The organism is Microbacterium sp. CH12i (assembly GCF_000685355.1).
GTDB lineage: Bacteria > Actinomycetota > Actinomycetes > Actinomycetales > Microbacteriaceae > Microbacterium.
Map to the genome: position 1 here is coordinate 124,305 of NZ_JHET01000008.1, position 16,188 is coordinate 140,492.

Annotated in this window: 11 protein-coding genes and 5 pseudogenes; 10 read left to right on the top strand and 6 right to left on the bottom strand. The window is 66.2% G+C overall.

Annotated features, from left to right (window positions below; genetic code table 11):
- Positions 1-21 precede the first annotated feature (21 nt).
- From DC31_RS11425 to DC31_RS11435, 3 genes and pseudogenes are all read right to left on the bottom strand, one after another.
- A pseudogene (locus tag DC31_RS11425) lies at positions 22-1,019 on the bottom strand (cyclase family protein).
- Positions 1,016-1,974, bottom strand: a pseudogene (locus DC31_RS11430) (fumarylacetoacetate hydrolase family protein). Before DC31_RS11430 ends, DC31_RS11425 begins: the two co-directional pseudogenes overlap by 4 nt.
- A gap of 89 nt (positions 1,975-2,063) precedes the next feature.
- Positions 2,064-3,074, bottom strand: a complete 1,011-nt coding sequence (locus tag DC31_RS11435) for a VOC family protein (RefSeq protein WP_036280394.1) — start codon at positions 3,072-3,074, stop codon at positions 2,064-2,066.
- 201 nt (positions 3,075-3,275) lie between these two features.
- Here DC31_RS11435 and DC31_RS19485 point away from each other — a divergent pair.
- From DC31_RS19485 to DC31_RS11465, 7 genes and pseudogenes are all read left to right on the top strand, one after another.
- Positions 3,276-3,374, top strand: a pseudogene (locus tag DC31_RS19485) (LysR family transcriptional regulator); the annotation flags it as partial.
- A gap of 599 nt (positions 3,375-3,973) precedes the next feature.
- Positions 3,974-4,159 carry a hypothetical protein gene (locus DC31_RS19490; RefSeq protein ID WP_235201482.1) on the top strand — a complete coding sequence of 62 codons (186 nt, stop codon included), beginning with the start codon at positions 3,974-3,976 and terminating at the stop codon, positions 4,157-4,159.
- Between the two features lie 183 nt (positions 4,160-4,342).
- Complete coding sequence (locus DC31_RS11445; protein ID WP_051606823.1) at positions 4,343-5,134, top strand: ABC transporter ATP-binding protein; 792 nt, start codon at positions 4,343-4,345, stop codon at positions 5,132-5,134.
- Between the two features lie 5 nt (positions 5,135-5,139).
- The gene (locus tag DC31_RS11450; RefSeq protein ID WP_235201456.1) at positions 5,140-5,883 is read left to right on the top strand and encodes an ABC transporter ATP-binding protein; all 744 of its coding nucleotides are present in this window, start codon (positions 5,140-5,142) and stop codon (positions 5,881-5,883) included.
- Positions 5,880-6,761: a branched-chain amino acid ABC transporter permease gene (locus DC31_RS11455; RefSeq protein ID WP_036280158.1), complete on the top strand. Its 882-nt coding sequence runs from the start codon at positions 5,880-5,882 to the stop codon at positions 6,759-6,761. The genes DC31_RS11450 and DC31_RS11455 overlap by 4 nt, the downstream gene beginning before the upstream one ends.
- Positions 6,758-7,789: a branched-chain amino acid ABC transporter permease gene (locus DC31_RS11460; RefSeq protein ID WP_081813823.1), complete on the top strand. Its 1,032-nt coding sequence runs from the start codon at positions 6,758-6,760 to the stop codon at positions 7,787-7,789. The genes DC31_RS11455 and DC31_RS11460 overlap by 4 nt, the downstream gene beginning before the upstream one ends.
- Positions 7,786-9,009 (top strand): ABC transporter substrate-binding protein, encoded by a 1,224-nt coding sequence (locus DC31_RS11465; protein ID WP_036280162.1) that lies wholly within the window; start codon positions 7,786-7,788, stop codon positions 9,007-9,009. The genes DC31_RS11460 and DC31_RS11465 overlap by 4 nt, the downstream gene beginning before the upstream one ends.
- A gap of 68 nt (positions 9,010-9,077) precedes the next feature.
- Here DC31_RS11465 and DC31_RS11470 read toward each other — a convergent pair whose 3' ends face one another.
- Positions 9,078-10,085, bottom strand: a complete 1,008-nt coding sequence (locus DC31_RS11470; RefSeq protein ID WP_200872924.1) for a LacI family DNA-binding transcriptional regulator — start codon at positions 10,083-10,085, stop codon at positions 9,078-9,080.
- Positions 10,086-10,324: 239 nt separating this feature from the next.
- Here DC31_RS11470 and rhaI point away from each other — a divergent pair, with 239 nt between their 5' ends.
- Positions 10,325-11,491 carry an L-rhamnose isomerase gene (rhaI, locus tag DC31_RS11475; protein WP_036280164.1) on the top strand — a complete coding sequence of 389 codons (1,167 nt, stop codon included), beginning with the start codon at positions 10,325-10,327 and terminating at the stop codon, positions 11,489-11,491.
- 13 nt (positions 11,492-11,504) lie between these two features.
- Here the strand turns inward: rhaI and DC31_RS17690 are convergent.
- Together DC31_RS17690 and DC31_RS17695 are read right to left on the bottom strand one after the other, a co-directional pair.
- Positions 11,505-12,490: pseudogene (locus DC31_RS17690) on the bottom strand (aldo/keto reductase).
- Positions 12,491-12,541: 51 nt separating this feature from the next.
- Positions 12,542-12,706: a hypothetical protein gene (locus DC31_RS17695; RefSeq protein ID WP_200872917.1), complete on the bottom strand. Its 165-nt coding sequence runs from the start codon at positions 12,704-12,706 to the stop codon at positions 12,542-12,544.
- A 22-nt stretch (positions 12,707-12,728) separates the two neighbouring features.
- On the opposite strand from DC31_RS17695, the pseudogene DC31_RS11480 reads away from it, so the two are divergent.
- Positions 12,729-14,763, top strand: a pseudogene (locus DC31_RS11480) (bifunctional aldolase/short-chain dehydrogenase).
- Entirely contained in the window at positions 14,760-16,172 is a 1,413-nt protein-coding gene (locus DC31_RS11485; protein ID WP_036280166.1) for a rhamnulokinase, read from the top strand. The pseudogene DC31_RS11480 and the gene DC31_RS11485 overlap by 4 nt, the downstream one beginning before the upstream one ends.
- The last annotated feature ends 16 nt before the right edge of the window (positions 16,173-16,188 follow it).

Sequence of the window (16,188 nt, forward strand, 5' to 3'; positions counted from 1 at the left end):
CTGGTGTAGTGCATCGGAAAGTTAGAGAAGGGCGATGGGATTGATCGGAGAGCCGACCGCACCCGTGATGGGCAGGGGCGGGGCAGAGAGCAAGAACTCCCAGCGGCCGAGCTCTGCGCAGGCCGCTGCGAGCTCGTCGAGGTTCCACATCTCGCCGATCGTGAGCCCCATGTTCGGGATCACGACCTGGTGCAGCGGCTGGAAGGCCTCCGCGTCGAACTCGTTCGGGCGCACCTCGAAGCCCCAGGTGTCGGTCGCGATAGCGGCGATCTCAGTGCGATGCAGCCAGCCGGCGGTGGTGACTGAGAGTCCGGGTGCAGGTCCCCCTGCATAGTCGCCCCAGCCGTCGCGGCGAGTCCGCGTGTACTGACCTGTGCGGACGAGCACGATGTCGCCGCGGCCGATGCGTGCGGAGTCGCCCTGCGCTGCGGCGGTCGCTTCGAGATCGGCGACGGTGATCGCGTGGCCTTCGTCGAGCTCGCCCGTCTCAGGGCGCAGATGCCGGCCGACGTCGAGCAGCACGCCGCGTGAGACGACGACGGATGCTGCATGCTCAATGCCTGTGACGAGGTCGCCATCACTTGTGACGACGTCGCCGGCACGACGACCGTTCCAGGCGTTGCCGTGATCGAAGATGTGGCCGAGACCGTCCCACTGAGTCGAGCACTGCAGCGGCATGGCGATCACGTCATCCGCGCCGCCGATCCCGTGCGGGAAGCCCTGATTGCCGCGTTCGGCATCGGTGCCGGTGTCGGTCATCGTGTGCACCGGGTTGGTGCGTCGGCGCCAGCCCTTTTGCGGACCGTCGGTGTCGAAGGGCTGCGAGAGCGAGATTGCCCGCCGTCGCGGACCAGGCTCGCGGCCTGCACGCGCTTGGCCGGGTCGATGAAGTTCAGCGTGCCGAGAGCGTCGTCCTCGCCCCAGCGGCCCCAGTTGCGAAACGCCTCGGCACGAAGGGTGATCTCTGCCTCTGGATCCTGGCGGTCAAGGTCAGCGGGGTTCTCGGACGGAGCGGTCATGACTCGTCCTCCGCGACGCAGCGGATGACCTGGGTGCCGAGGCCTGCGATCGTCCCGGTCATGACGTCGCCGTCGCGCAGGAACCTCTTCCAGTGCTGACCATTACCCGCGGGGCTGCCAGTCAGCAGCAGATCGCCGGGCAGCAAGGGCATGTTCTGCGAGGCCGCCGAGATCAGTGCGGGGATGTCAAAGAGCAGGTCGGTGGTGGAGGCGTCCTGCATCACCTCTCCATTCAATTCGAGTCGCACCGCCGCATTGTCAGCATCCACGAACTCGGCCGGCACCAAGAACGGGCCAGTGGGCAGGAAGCCGGGGGCATTCTTGCCGCGGTACCAGTCGGTGCCGATGTCTTTCATGTCCTCGCGGAATACGAGGTCCCGCGTGGTGACGTCGTTGACCATGGTGTAACCGGCCACGTGCTCGAGGGCATCCTCGCGAGTCACCCGGAACGCTTCCCGACCGATCACTACGGCCAGCTCCAGCTCCCAGTCATGCACCTCACTGTACGACGGCAGCACGAGCGGTACGTCGTCGCCGACGACGCACGCGGGCAGACCGATGAAGAAGTAGGGCTCACCGTTCACGGCCCGATCGTCCATCAGCTTGGCCGCGAACTCGCGAGCCTCTTCGATTGTGCGACCGCTGTTCTTCGACACTCCGGCGGCGACCAGCTCGATCACGTGCTGACGGTAGTTCGCACCGGTCTGCAGCACCTGGCGCGGCTCGACCGGCGCGGTCAGGACGACCTCGTCCAGCGGACGCCAGGCTCCGTCAGCGCTTTCGGCGAGCGCGCCGAGGCGATCCCAGTCGGGGGCGGCGAGGAATGCATTCAGCCCGCTGCGCCAAGGTCTTCGTCATCCAGTGGGCGGATGCGGTCTCCCGCTACCAGCCCGAGACGCGCAGAAGCGCCGTCCTGGTAGCGGGCCAGCGCGAAGGGTGCCGTGGTGGTCGTCATCGATCCTTCTCCAGTTTCGTTTCTCAGTCTGTGTCATGAGGGTGGGAGGAGGGGCGCGGCATCACCGTACCCCTCCTGTCCACTCAGTCCTAGCCGTGCTGGGTGTAGGGGTTCAGCAGCAGGTCTTTGATCTCGTCGGGCACGCCCTCTTCGGTCGCGGACGGTCCGTCAGCCGGCGGGAACGACTCGGTCATCGACATCGGCATGGAGCCGTTGCGATAGAAGTTGCTCGATCCCTGCGACGGGCGCCAGGTCTGAGCTTCCCAGTCCGGAACGTAGTTGCGGTAGCCGCCGGTGTTCAGTTCGATACGCATCGTCGACGGCTCGCGGTAGTACAGGAACGTCTGCTCGCCAATGCCGTGGATGTTCGGCCCGTATTCCATCGGGGTGCCGTTTTCCATGAGCGTATCTGCCGCGATGAGCAGCTCCTCACGAGTGTCGACCCAGAACGCGTAGTGATTGATGCGCCCTGCGACGCTGGAGCTGTCAAGGACGATACCGAGGTCGTGTGACTTCTCGTTCGTGGTGAGCACAGAGAACACCGAGATAGGTGCCTCGTCCAAAACGGTGCGTGCCATGAACCGGAAGCCGAGCACATCGACATACCAATTGACGAAGCCGTCGACGTCGCTCGCCGCGATGGTGACGTGGTCGAGTTGGCGCGGTGCGCCGGCGACCTTCGAGCGCTTCTCCGGACGGTCGGGGTAGATGGATGCCGTGTCGCCCTGTGCCTGGTGACGGGTGACGTCCCAGTGCAGGGTCATGCGGTGTCCGTAAGGCCCGGTGAAGCGGTACGCCCGGCCGATCTTGTAGCCATCGAACCATTCGCCTTGGATGCCAGCAGCCTCGATGCGCTTGGCCGCCTCTTCGAGCGCTTCGGCGCTAGTCGTGCGCCACGCCATGGTTTCAAGGGCGGGCTCCGGGCCTTCGATGACGACGACTGAGTACGAGTAGTAGTCGCCCCAGCAGCGCAAGTACACGCGATCGTCCTCGCGAGCGACCTCGGTGAGGCCGACCTGAGTCTTGTAGAACTCGACCGACGCCTCGACGTCAGGCGTCGTGATCGCCACATAAGAGAGATGGGAGAGCAGTTTGATCATCATTGATTCCTTCTGAGGTGGGCTCGTCGTGTTCCTACTCTGCAGCGAGCCGCAACTATCAGGGAATCCGAATTCAGCTATCTCCGGTATCAGTGCGCTGATACGATCAGTCTCAGCTCGCCGACAAGCTCCATACCACCTGAGGAAGCCCCCACCCGTGTCCATCAGCCCTTACTCTCGCGCCTCGACCTGAACCTGCTCGTGTCGTTGGACGCGCTGCTTACCGAGCGCAGCGTCACCAGGGCAGCCGAGCGACTGCATCTCAGCCAGCCAGCCCTCAGCGCCTCGCTCGCGCGATTGCGTACGCACTTCGACGATCCGATTCTCGCCCGCCGCGGGAACTCCTACGAGCTGACCCCGCTTGCCATCCGACTCACGGACCACACCACCACGGCGCTCGAAGCCGCCAGGCGAGTGTTCGAGAGTCAGGCGGCGTGGAATCCGGAGCTTTCGACACGCGAGTTCGCCATCTACGGGTCGGACTATTCCTTCGCGACCGTCGGGCGACACGTCAGTCGGCTTGCCAGACAGCAAGCGCCCGGGGTGCGCTTCCGTTTTATGCTGCACAGTCCGGCCGTCGTCGAGGATGCCACCTCCCGGCTGCGTTCCGCGGACGCGATGCTCATCCCGCACGGCTTCCTCAGCGACCTGCCGTACGCCGATCTCTGGCAGGACCGCTGGGTGGGGGTAACAAGCACGCACGACACGACGATCGGCGAGCGGGCCACGATGGCCGATCTCTCGGCGCGCCCCTGGGTCTTCACCTATCAGTCCCGCGAGGCGTTCACCTCGGCGAGCCGTCAGATCCAGCAACTTGGCATCGAGCGAGATTCGAGGCGGTCGTTGAGAGTTTCCTCGCCCTGGCGTATTTCATCGAAGACACCGATCGACTCGGCCTGGTGCACGCCTCGCTCGCACCCGCTCTCGAGCGTTCCGCGGGCGTGCGTACCTTCGCTCTGCCCTTCGATGCGACCCCGGTGCTCAACGCCGTGTGGTGGCATCCTGTGCACGATCGCGACCCCGAGCACCAGTGGATGCGCGGGCTGTTCGTGCAGGCCGCGGCCGAGCTCGGAGACGCGCACTAGTCTGCACGATCACGTCTGATCCCTCTAACGGGCGATATGCCCAAGGCGCCAGCCACCCCTCCGATCGGGGCGAGAGCGGCGGCGCCGACCTGCTATCACCCTTATCGATGAGCACATAACAAGAAGCCTCTTTCCGGCGGCAGCGCCGTCGAGTCTCATTGCAAGAGAACAAGGGACTTCTTGATGACGAAATCACCAGCACCCGCGCTCCGACTCATCGACGTCGGGATCGGCTTCCGCGGAGTGCGCGCGCTCGACTCGGTGACCTTCGATGTCCCCCAGGGCGGCGTAAGCGCCGTCATCGGCCCCAACGGCGCAGGTAAGACCACGCTCTTCAACTGCGTCAGCGGCATCTACAGACACGAAGGCTCGATCCTCCTTGAGGGCACGGCACTCGACGGCAAGCGCGCGTTCCGCCGGGCGGGCGCCGGCATCGCCCGGACGTTTCAGACCCCGGTGCTGCTCGACGACCAGGACGTACTCACCAACGTGATGCTCGGTTCCTACACCGACACGCGCGTCGGCATCTTCACACCCCTCTGGGCCCCCGCCGGCGCGCGCCGCGAAGAACGCGCGGTTCGCGAGAAGGCGATGGCAGTCATCGAGCGCGTCGGACTGGGCGCTCACGCGTGGACTCCGGCCGGGGCCCTCGCGCATGGCGACCGGCGCCGGGTCGAGATCGCTCGTGCGCTCATCGCCGAGCCCCGCTTGCTCATGCTCGATGAGCCGGCGGCGGGGCTGAGCGAGCAGGAGGCGAACGCTCTCATGGATCTTGTCGTCGCGCACGGCACTGAGACGGGGATGACGTGCGTGCTCGTGGAGCACGATGTCGCCCTCGTCATGCGTTATGCGACCACGATCGCCGTTCTCGACGCCGGTCGACTCCTCGCCGTCGGCGCTGCCGCGGAGATCCAGAAGAACCCCGCGGTCGTCGCGGCGTATCTCGGAAGCGACGTGGAGGTCGATGCAGCGTGAGCCTCTTGAGTCTGCGCGGCGTCACCGCCGCATACGGGAAGGTCGAAGTGCTGCACGGCATCGATCTCGACATCGACGAGGGCAGCATCGTGGCGGTGCTCGGACCGAACGGCGCCGGCAAGACCTCGCTCCTGCGCGCGATCAGCCGCACCATCGCCGTCAGCGGCACCCGCACCTTCGCCGGCACCGACATCGCACGTTTGCGCACGCCCCAGATCGCACGGCTCGGCGTCGGCCACGTCCCCGAGGGCCGCGGCACCTTCTCCGACTTCACCGTCGAGGAGAACCTCCGTCTCGGCAGCGTCGCGCGGCCGTCGGCGCGGCGCACCGACAGCGCGGCCGACCTCGCGCGCATTTTCCGCTCGTTCCCGATCCTGGAGGAGTTCCGGAAGCGCCCAGCCGGAGCGCTCTCGGGCGGGCAGGCGCAGATGCTCGCGATCGCCCGGGCGCTCCTGGCACGGCCGCGGCTGCTGCTCGTCGACGAGCCGTCCCTCGGACTCGCGCCTCTGACCACCAAGGAGTTGTTCTCCCAGTTCACGGCGCTGCGCACGGAATGGGACCTCACGGTGCTTCTCGCAGAGCAGAACGCGCGGCTTTCGCTGGCCGTCGCCGATCGCGTGGTGCTGCTCAGCCGCGGCCGCGTCGTCCACGACGGACCTGCGGCCGAATACCAATCGACCGATGCCCTGCAAGCCCACTACCTCGGCGGCGCATCATCGCCCGCCGACCAGAAGGAGGGCTCGGCATGATCGAGTTCATCCAGATCTCACTCGACGGTCTGATGACCGGGCTGGTCTACGCGGCTCTCGCACTGGCGCTGAGCGTCATCTTTCAGGGAACCGGCATGCTCAATCTCGCCCAAGGCGAGATGGCCGTGCTCGCGGCGTACATCTCCTATTCGGTTCTACTCTTCGGACTCCCGCTGTGGCTCGCCATCCCGATCGCGATCGTCGTCTCAGCGGTTATCGGCGCCGCGATCTACTTCTTCGTCGTGCGATGGGTGGACCGACGCAACCAGACGGCGCTCACCACGCTCGGCGTCACCCTGCTGCTGGGTGTCAGCGCAGTGATCAGCATGATCTGGGGCACGGATCCACACAGATTCCCCCCGCTCTTCGGAACCTGGGTCTTCCACTTCGGCGGAGTGCGGCTGACGAGCCAGCAGGTGGCAGGGGTCGTCCTCGTCGGAGGTGCGATGATCGCCATGGCGCTCCTACTCACCCGGACGAATTTTGGGCTGCGCCTGCGCGCGGTGGCGCAGAATCAGTCGTCGGCTGCACTGCTCGGGCTCTCGGGTGGCCTCTGGCTCGCAACGGGATGGGCGGTAGCCAGCGGCGTCGGCACGATCGCCGGCGTCGTGGCTGCTCCCACGCTGGGGTTGTCACCCGGCATGATGACGGTGCCGTTACTGATGGCGCTGGCGGCGACGAACCTCGGCGGGATCACCAGCCGCGTCGGCGTCGTCCTCGGCGGGCTGATCATCGGCGTGCTGGCGGCTCTGGGCGGACGCTACGTCCCGGGGCTGGGCGGAGACCTCAATGTGCTCCTGGCGTTCGGCGTCGTGATCCTGGTCGTCCTGTTCAAGCCCGCCGGCCTGTTCGGCCGTGAGAGCACGGTGCGCGCATGATGGCTTCACTGCGCACCTGGCTGCCGCGCGGCATCGCGGCCGTGGCGATCATCGTGGGCATCCTGATGCCATTCCTCGTCACCGACTACGACCTGTTCTCGATGAGCCGCGTGCTCGCGGTCGCCCTCGGAGTCGTGAGTCTGAACCTCCTGATGGGCTCCTCCGGCCAGATCAGCCTGGGACACGGCGCGATCTTCGGTATCGGCGGTTACGCGGCGATGATGCTGATGCGCTACCTGGAGTGGCCGGTCGGCTTGGCCGTTCTCGGCGCGGTCGTCCTGTGCATAGTGCTCGGCGTAATCCTCGGGTTCCCCGGCGTCCGTTTGGGCGGGTTCAATCTCGGTCTCCTGACGATCGTCATCGCTGCCCTGTTCCCGATCCTGCTCTATCGCTTCTCCGACTTCACTGGCGGTCAGGCGGGCATCACCCTCAGCGGCGCGGGGCTAGTCTCCCCCACAGATGCCCTCACTGACGCCCAGTGGGCCTATCTGGTCATCCTCCTCGTGCTTCTGGTATGCGTGGGGATGCTCCGCGGCATCGTCTCCGGACGGACAGGCCGGGCGCTCGCCGCAGTACGGGCTTCGCCGATCCTGGCCGCTTCGATGGGCGTCAACGCCGACCGGCTCAAGCTGGTCGTGTTCGTCATCAGCTCGGCTCTCGCTGGCCTTGGCGGCGCCCTCTACGCGTTCGTGCTCGGACTCGTCGTGCCGGAGTCGTATCCGCTCGTCTTCTCGATCACGCTGCTCGTCGCATCCGTCGTCGGCGGCAGCCGATCATGGTGGGGCGCGATAGTCGGCGCCGCTGTCATCGTCTACCTCCCGACCTGGTTCAGCGAAGCGGTGCCGGGTGACACCTCGGCGTATCTCGCGCAGTTGATCTTCGCGATCGTGCTCGGCGTGTGCATCATCGTCGCCCCCGGCGGCATCGCCGGCCTGCTCTCTCGTTTGTACCGCTCGGTCTGGCCGGCGCGAGCCGCCAAACCGCATCCTTCCCTTCCCACCCAACCCGACACACAGGAGATTCGATGACGAAATCCATCCGCCGCAGCGCGCTGACGACCGTCGCACTGCTCGGCGTCACAGCCCTCGCCCTTTCGGCCTGCAGTCCACGAGGCGGTGAAGCAGGGGAATCGCCGGACAGCGGCGACAAGGCACCGATCGTCATCGGCGTCAGCTGGCCGCTGAGCGGTCCGGCCGGTTCCGTCGCGCCGGGGCTGGCCGGCATCGAGACGTACATCGCAGAGACCAATGACGACGGCGGGATCGACGGTCACCCCATCAAACTCGTCACCGCTGACGACGCGTACGATCCGGCGCGCCTGGTTGAGAACCAGCGCAAGTTCGTCGAGAAGGATGGCGCCGTCCTGGTCGTCAACTTCGGCGGCATCTCCATCGCCGGCCGCGACTACCTCAAGCAGAAGGATGTCGCCGGCGTATCCCTGGCGGGCAACTCTCCGCTCAGCGACATCGAGAACTATCCCCTCCAACGTGCCTTCTGGCCGGATGTCGCGTGGGAGGGCGAGCTCCAGGCGCAGTGGATAAAGGAGCAGAACCCGGATGCCGTCGTCGGCTACGTCGGATTCAACAACGATCTGAGCGAGAGCCAGCTTGCGGGCCTCGCCACCGGCGGCGTGGTTCCTGCCGAGCAGGCGCTGGTCGCACCCGGCACGTCCGATCTCAGCGCTCAGGTCAGTCAGTTCCAGGCTGCGGGCGTGGACACGCTCGTCGTCAACATCGGCGCACCGACCGTCGGTGCGCTGCTCGGATACATTCACCAGATCGGGTGGAAGCCGACGCTGATGCTCGGATCCACGACGTCGGACTTCACCGCCGCCATCAACCAGGCGACACCCCCGGCCGTCGAAGGTGCGTACGCGTTCAAGTGGTACACGGACCCGTCTGACCCGCTCTTCGCTAAGGACGAGCGCTATCTCGCGTACGCCGAGGCGATGACGGCGCAGGGCCACGAGGCCGAAATCGGTGACTCGCTGGCGTTCAGCGGTTACGGGCTCGCAGCGGCGATCGTCGGTGCGCTGGAGCAGGCCGAGTCGCTCGACAGCGAAGGATTCATCGCCGGCTGGGACTCACTCTCCGACCTGGAGAACCCGCTGACGCTCCCCGGCATCAACTTCGACTCTGGTCCTGACGGGCGCATCGTCTTCCAGTTCCAGCTGAGCCGGTTCGACGGCACCAGCTGGCAGCCCGAGGGCGAGATCGTCGACGTCCGGGAACTCGGGATAGTCAAGTAGCTGAACTGATGGGGGCGGCGGCACTCAGCCGGCGTCCCCATCAATGGTCTCAGCGCTCGAGCATGCAGTCAGCCCGAAGTCGACTGACGGATCACCAGCTCGGGCTGGAACCGAACGTTGCGCTCGTAGTCGCCATCCGGATCGTCGATGAAGCGCAGCAGCAGGTCTACCGCGGTGTGTCCGATCAGCCGCGCCGGCTGACGGATCGAACTCAGCGGTACGACGGTCGCCGCCGCGAAGTCGATGTCGTCGTAGCCGATCAGGGCGATGTCCTCGGGCACTCGCACTGTGCTGAACATGGTCAGGGCCTGCAGCACCCCGACCGCGAGCAGGTCGTTCGCTGCGAACAGGGCATCCGGGCGCTGAGAGGGCTCACGACGCACGATCTCTTCGCCCGCGGTGCGACCGTTCAGCACCGTCAGCGCCGGTATCTCGATCAGCTCGAGCGCAGCATCCGGAGTCTCGTCGACGGCACGCCGCGCTCCGCGCAGACGGTTCGCGACCTGCGCAATCGATGACGGTCCCCCGATGAAAGCGATCCGACGTCGACCGATGTCAATCAGATGCCGCACGGCGAGATACCCGCCCTCGACATCGTCCACCGACACCGAGCAGAAGCGGCTTCCCGGCAACTCATGGTCGACGAGGACCACGGGGATGCCGGCATTCTTTACCCGTTCGAGCTTGTCGACGTCATCGGATGCCGGGCTGATCAGCACCCCGTTCACACGCTGCTCTCGGAACAGATCAAGGTAGCGGTCTTCGCGCAAAGGATCATCATCGCTGTTTCCGAGGAGCACAGACAGCCGATCCTCTTCAGCTCTGGCCTCGGCCCCGCGAGCGACATCCGCGAAGAACGGGTTGCCGGCATCGAGCACGACGAGTCCGATGCTCCGGCTCCGCCCTGCGCGCAGCTGACGTGCCGCGTCATTGCGCACGAATCCCAGTTCCTCGATCGCGGCGAGTACGCGCGTGACCGTCTCCGTCGCGACCTTGTCACGTCGATTAAGAACATTGGAAACCGTGCCGACAGACACCGATGCCGCCACCGCAACATCCCGCACACTCACTGCCACCTGATACTCCTCATCCTTCACGCTGACCGCGAGTGTACGGCATAGGATGCGCTCCTCAGCCGCGCAGCCGCCTGCCGCGTGCCATCTGTGATCGCCGGCGCCGACGCTCGCACCGAGTGCGTGCCGTTGCCCAGACGTTCGTTATGTTGACTCGAATCGGAAATATCACCTAACATTACGTTTGAAACGATTCACAAACGCCACGCATCCGCGTCAAGGCCGACCGAAGGAGCATCGCCGTGACCACGCTCTCCCCCGCCATCCTCTCGGAACTCGAGAAGCAGTCCATCGAGCTTCCCTCGTGGGCCTTCGGCAACTCCGGCACCCGCTTCAAGGTGTTCGGCACGCCCGGCACCCCTCGTGATCCGTGGGAGAAGATCGCGGATGCCGCGCAGGTCAACAAGTACACCGCGCTGGCTCCCGCCGTCGCGCTGCACATCCCGTGGGACCTCGTCGACTCGTACGACGATCTGCGAAAGCACGCCGAAGACCTTGGCGTCTCGCTCGGCACGGTGAACTCCAACACGTTCCAGGACGACGAGTACAAGTTCGGCGCGCTCACGCACGAGGATGCCGCGGTCCGCAACAAGGCGATCGATCACCACCTCGCGTGCATCGATGTGATGGATGCGACGGGATCTCGCGACCTGAAGATCTGGCTCGCCGAAGGCTCGAACTACCCGGGACAGGCCGACCTTCGCGGCCGCCAGGACCGTCTGCAGGAGTCGCTGCAGAAGATCTACGCCCGCCTCGGCGACGACCAGCGACTGGTGCTCGAGTACAAGTTCTTCGAGCCGGCTTTTTACCACACCGACGTGCCGGACTGGGGTACGTCATACACCCAGGTGAGCGCGCTCGGCGACAAGGCGATGGTGTGCCTCGACACCGGCCATCACGCACCCGGCACGAACATCGAGTTCATCGTCATGCAGCTGTTGCGTCTCGGCAAGCTCGGCTCATTCGACTTCAACTCGCGTTTCTACGCCGACGATGACCTCATCGTCGGAGCGGCAGACCCGTTCCAGCTCTTCCGCATCCTCTTCGAGGTCATCCGCGGCGGCGGCCTCAACAACCCCGACGTGGCATTCATGCTCGACCAGTGCCACAACGTCGAAGACAAGATCCCCGGCCAGATCCGCTCCGTGCTGAATGTGCAGGAGATGACAGCCCGCGCGCTGCTCGTCGACAAGGATGCTCTGACCGCTGCCCAGAAGTCGGGCGACGTGCTCGCCGCGAATGCTGTGTTCATGGACGCCTTTTACACCGACGTGCGCCCGGCCCTCGCCGAATGGCGCGAGTCGCGCGACCTCGCCGGTGACCCGATGGCGGCGTACGCGGCATCCGGTTACCAGGCGAAGATCGCGGCCGACCGCGTCGGCGGCACCCAGGCCGGCTGGGGCGCGTAAGCAGCCATCGGTGTCACCAGCGAGGGTGCACGGCAGTGCGCAGGCGGCGATCGTAGATCTCACGTACGGACGCCGTGAACTCCTCCCCGGGATCCGGGATTGAGCCCGCCGCAGCATTCGACTCCGCCTGCGCGACGCTGCGGGCGCGGGGATCACCGCAGAGACCCCGGGGAGCTGGGACACCCATGCGAGGGCGGCCGCAGCCGGCGCGAGCTGCGCCTTCGCGGCGAGGGCGGAGAACTCTCGAGCGGCCTCGACGCCTTCGTCGTAGTCGACGCCGGAGAACGTCTCGCCCTGATCGAACGCTTCGCCGTGACGGTTGAAGCTGCGGTGATCGTTCGCGGCGAACACCGTCTCGTGCGTGTACCGCCCCGAGAGCAGCCCGCTTGCGAGCGGCACGCGTGCGATGATGCCGACACCGGCCTCGCGGGCCGCCGGGAGCACTCTGTCGAGCGGCTTCAGCCGAAAAGCGTTGAGGATGATTTGCACCGTCGCGACGCCGGGGCGCGCGATCGCGACGAGTGCCTCGTCGGCCGTCTCGACGCTCACGCCGTAGCCGGCGATCGCCTCCTCCTCGACAAGCGTGTCCAGCGCGTCGAACACGGCGTCGTCGGAGTACACCGCGGTCGGCGGGCAGTGCAGCTGCACGAGGTCGAGCGTGTCGACGCCGAGGTTGCGCCTGCTGCGGTCAGTCCATGCCCGGAAGTTCTTCAGGACGTAGTTCTCCGGGATCTGATCCATCCGGCGCCCCATCTTCGTGGCGACGGTCAGCTCGGCATCCGGGTGATCGCGCCGCCATGCGCCGATGAGCGACTCGCTGCGCCCGTCGCCATAGACATCCGCAGTATCGAAGAAGGTGACTCCGGAGCTCGCACTCGCATCGAGGACCGCTCGCGCATCGGCTTCACTGATATCACCCCAGTCGGCGCCGAGCTGCCAGGTTCCGAGACCGATGAGGGATACGTCGCGGCCGGTACGGCCCAGGGTGCGATGCTGCATGGCACCAGCCTACGGCGCCGGTACGCTGCACGCGCCGGCCGCGACGGCACCTCACGCTGCCTGAAGAACCTCGAGGAACGCCTTCATCCAGGTTCCGTTGTCTGGCCAGGCTCGCGCGGTGACGAGATTGCCGTCGACCACGGCACCGCCGTTCTCGAAGACGCCGCCGGCGGTTGCGCTCGGCGCCCTGCATCTCCTACTATTGAAACGATTCATAAATCCGATCGACGGAGCTCTCATGACGAACCCCACTGCCGCTGCTCTTCTCGCGCGCTCGAACCGCCTCGGCGCGGATCCGAAGAACACCAACTACGCCGGTGGCAACACCTCAGCCAAGGGCACCGAGACCGACCCTGTCACGGGTCAGCCGGTTGGGCTGCTGTGGGTCAAGGGGTCGGGCGGCGACCTCGGCACGCTCAAGGAGCAGGGTCTCGCCGTGCTGCGCCTCGACCGCTTCCGCGCGCTCGTCGACGTCTACCCGGGCGCGAGCGTGAAGACGAGATGGTCGCCGCGTTCGATTACTGCCTGCACGGCAAGGGCGGGGCTGCGCCTTCGATCGACACCGCGATGCACGGCCTGGTGGATGCTGCGCACGTCGACCACCTGCATCCCGATTCCGGCATCGCGATCGCCACGGCCGCCGACGGTGAGGAGCTGACCTCGAAGATCTTCGGCGAAAAGGCCGTGTGGGTGCCGTGGCGCCGTCCCGGCTTTCAGCTCGGGCTCGACATCGCGGAGATCAAGAAGCAGAACCCTGCCGCGATCGGCTGCATCCTCGGCGGGCACGGCATCACCACGTGGGGCGATACCTCGGAGGAGGCAGAGGCAGGCTCACTCTGGATCATCGACACTGCCGCCGCCTACATCGAGGCGAACGGCAAGGCCGAGCCGTTCGGCGGCACCCGTAAAGGCTTCGAGGCACTGCCAGAGGCCGAGCGCCGTGAGCGCGCAGCGGCCGTTGCGGGCACGGTCCGCGGCATCGCCTCTACCGACAAGCCGATGGTCGGCCACTTCACCGACTCTGACGTCGTGCTCGACTTTCTGGCATCCGAGAACGCGCCCGCCCTCGCCGCACTCGGCACCAGCTGCCCCGACCACTTCTTGCGCACCAAGGTCAAGCCGCTCATCCTCGACCTGCCGACGACCGCAACTGTCGAAGAGCAGATAGCACGCCTTCACGAGCTGCACACCGAATACCGCGCCGACTACCAGGCGTACTACGACGCGCACGCAACCGCCGATTCCCCCGCGATCCGCGGCGCAGATCCGCTCATCGTCCTGATCCCGGGCGCGGCATGTTCTCGTACGGAGCGAACAAGCAGACCGCCCGCGTTGCCGGCGAGTTCTACACAAACGCGATCAATGTCATGCGCGGCGCGGAGTCGCTCTCGACGTACTCCCCGATCTCAGATGCCGAGAAGTTCAACATCGAGTACTGGGCTCTGGAAGAGGCGAAGCTGCAGCGGATGCCGAAGCCGAAGTCGCACCAGGGCCGCATCGCGTTCGTCACCGGCGCAGCATCCGGAATCGGTAAGGCCATCGCTGTCCGTCTCGCCGCCGAGGGCGCATGCGTCGTCGTCGCCGACCTCGATCTCGAGAAGGCGCAGGCCGCCGCCGCAGAACTCGGAAACACCGATGTCGCGATCGGTGTCGCCGCCAACGTCGCAGATGCCGATGCTGTGCAGGCCGCAATCAATGACGCCGTGCTCGCCTTCGGCGGGGTCGATCTCGTCGTCAACAACGCCGGCCTCTCGCTGTCGAAGTCGCTGCTGGAGACCACCGAGAAGGACTGGGACCTGCAGCACGACGTCATGGCCAAGGGCTCCTTCCTCGTGTCGAAGGCCGCAGCCAAGGTGCTCATCGACCAGAAGCTCGGCGGAGACATCATCTACATCTCGTCGAAGAACTCCGTCTTCGCGGGCCCGAACAACATCGCCTACTCGGCGACCAAGGCCGACCAGGCCCACCAGGTGCGCTTGCTGGCCGTGGAACTCGGCGAGTTCGGCATCCGCGTCAACGGGATCAACCCCGACGGTGTCGTGCGCGGCTCAGGCATCTTTGCTTCGGGCTGGGGTGCGAACCGCGCCGCAACATACGGAGTCGAAGAGAAGGACCTCGGCCAGTTCTACGCGAACCGTACGATCCTCAAGCGCGAGGTCGTGCCGGAGAACGTGGCGGATGCGGTCTACGTCCTGACCGGCCCCGAGCTCAGCCGCACGACCGGCCTGCACATCCCCGTCGACTCCGGCGTGGCGGCGGCGTTCCTGCGATGAGTGAGAGTGTCCGCGCGGTCGCCGCCGTCGACCTCGGGGCGACCAGCGGGCGCGTCGTGATCGGGCGCGTCGGCGAGGGCACGCTCGATCTTGAGCTCGTCGCCCGCTTCCCGAACGGGCCCGTCGAGCGTGAAGATGGTCTGCACTGGGACTTCGACGCGCTCTATATCCATATCGTCGACGGTCTCGCCGAGGCTGTGCGGCGCGAACCTGCCATCGAGAGCATCGGCGTCGACTCTTGGGCCGTCGACTACGGCCTGCTGCGGGGCGGCGAACTGCTCGCGCAGCCCTTCCACTACCGCGACGAGCGCACCGTACGCGGCGTCGCCGAGGTGCACGAGATTGCGCCGTTCGCAGAGCTGTACCAGCGCAACGGACTGCAGTTTCTGGCGTTCAACACTCTGTATCAGTACCGCGTCGACGAACGACTCACGGATGCTGACACCGCTCTGCTCATTCCGGATCTGATCGCGTACCTTCTGACGGGCACCAGCGTTGCCGAGCGCACGAACGCATCGACCACGGGCCTGCTGGGTGTGCGCTCCGGTGAGTGGGATGCCGAACTGGCCGAGCGCCTCAGCATTCCGACGGCGATACTACCCAACCTGGTCGACCCCGGATCGGTGATCGGGATGCTGCGCCCCGAACTCGCTGCGCGCATCGGCAAGGAACTTCCTGTCATCGCGGTCGGCTCGCACGACACAGCATCCGCCGTCGTCGCCGCCCCGCTCTCGTCTCCGAACTCGGCATACGTCTCCTGCGGCACCTGGGGTCTCGTCGGTGTCGAACTCACTGAGCCGGTGCTGACGGATGCTGCGCGCGAGGCGAACTTCACGCACGAACTCGGCGTCGACGGGCGCTACCGCTTCCTGCACAACGTCACGGGCCTCTGGCTGCTCAGCGAGACTGTACGGGCGTGGGAAGCGGAGGATGGGATGAAGATCGACCTGTCGGAGCTGTTGGATGCCGCTGCCGCTGTGACCGACAGCATCCCGCTGTTCGATGCGAATGACGCGTCGCTGAGCGCGCCGGGTGACATGCCCGCCCGCATCGCGGCCCTACTGCGAGCGCAGAGCTCCGACGCGCCGGAAAGTCGGTCTGCCTTTGCCCGCACGATCGTCGAGTCGATTGCCGCGGCATTCGCGGCAGCGGTGCAGACCGCGGCCGATCTGTCAGGGCGTGAGCTTGACAGCATCCATCTCGTCGGCGGCGGTTCGCTCAACCGGCTGCTGTGCCAGGCGACCGCTGACCGCTCGGGTCTTCCCGTGTTGGCCGGGCCCGTCGAGGCGACCGCACTCGGCAACGTGCTCGTGCAGGCGCGCGCCCTGGGCGCCGCCCCCGAGACGCTCGACCAGCTCCGCGCACTCGTCGCACGGACGCACGAGCCGATGCGCTTCGACCCGCGTTGACCATCGCACGCGGGTA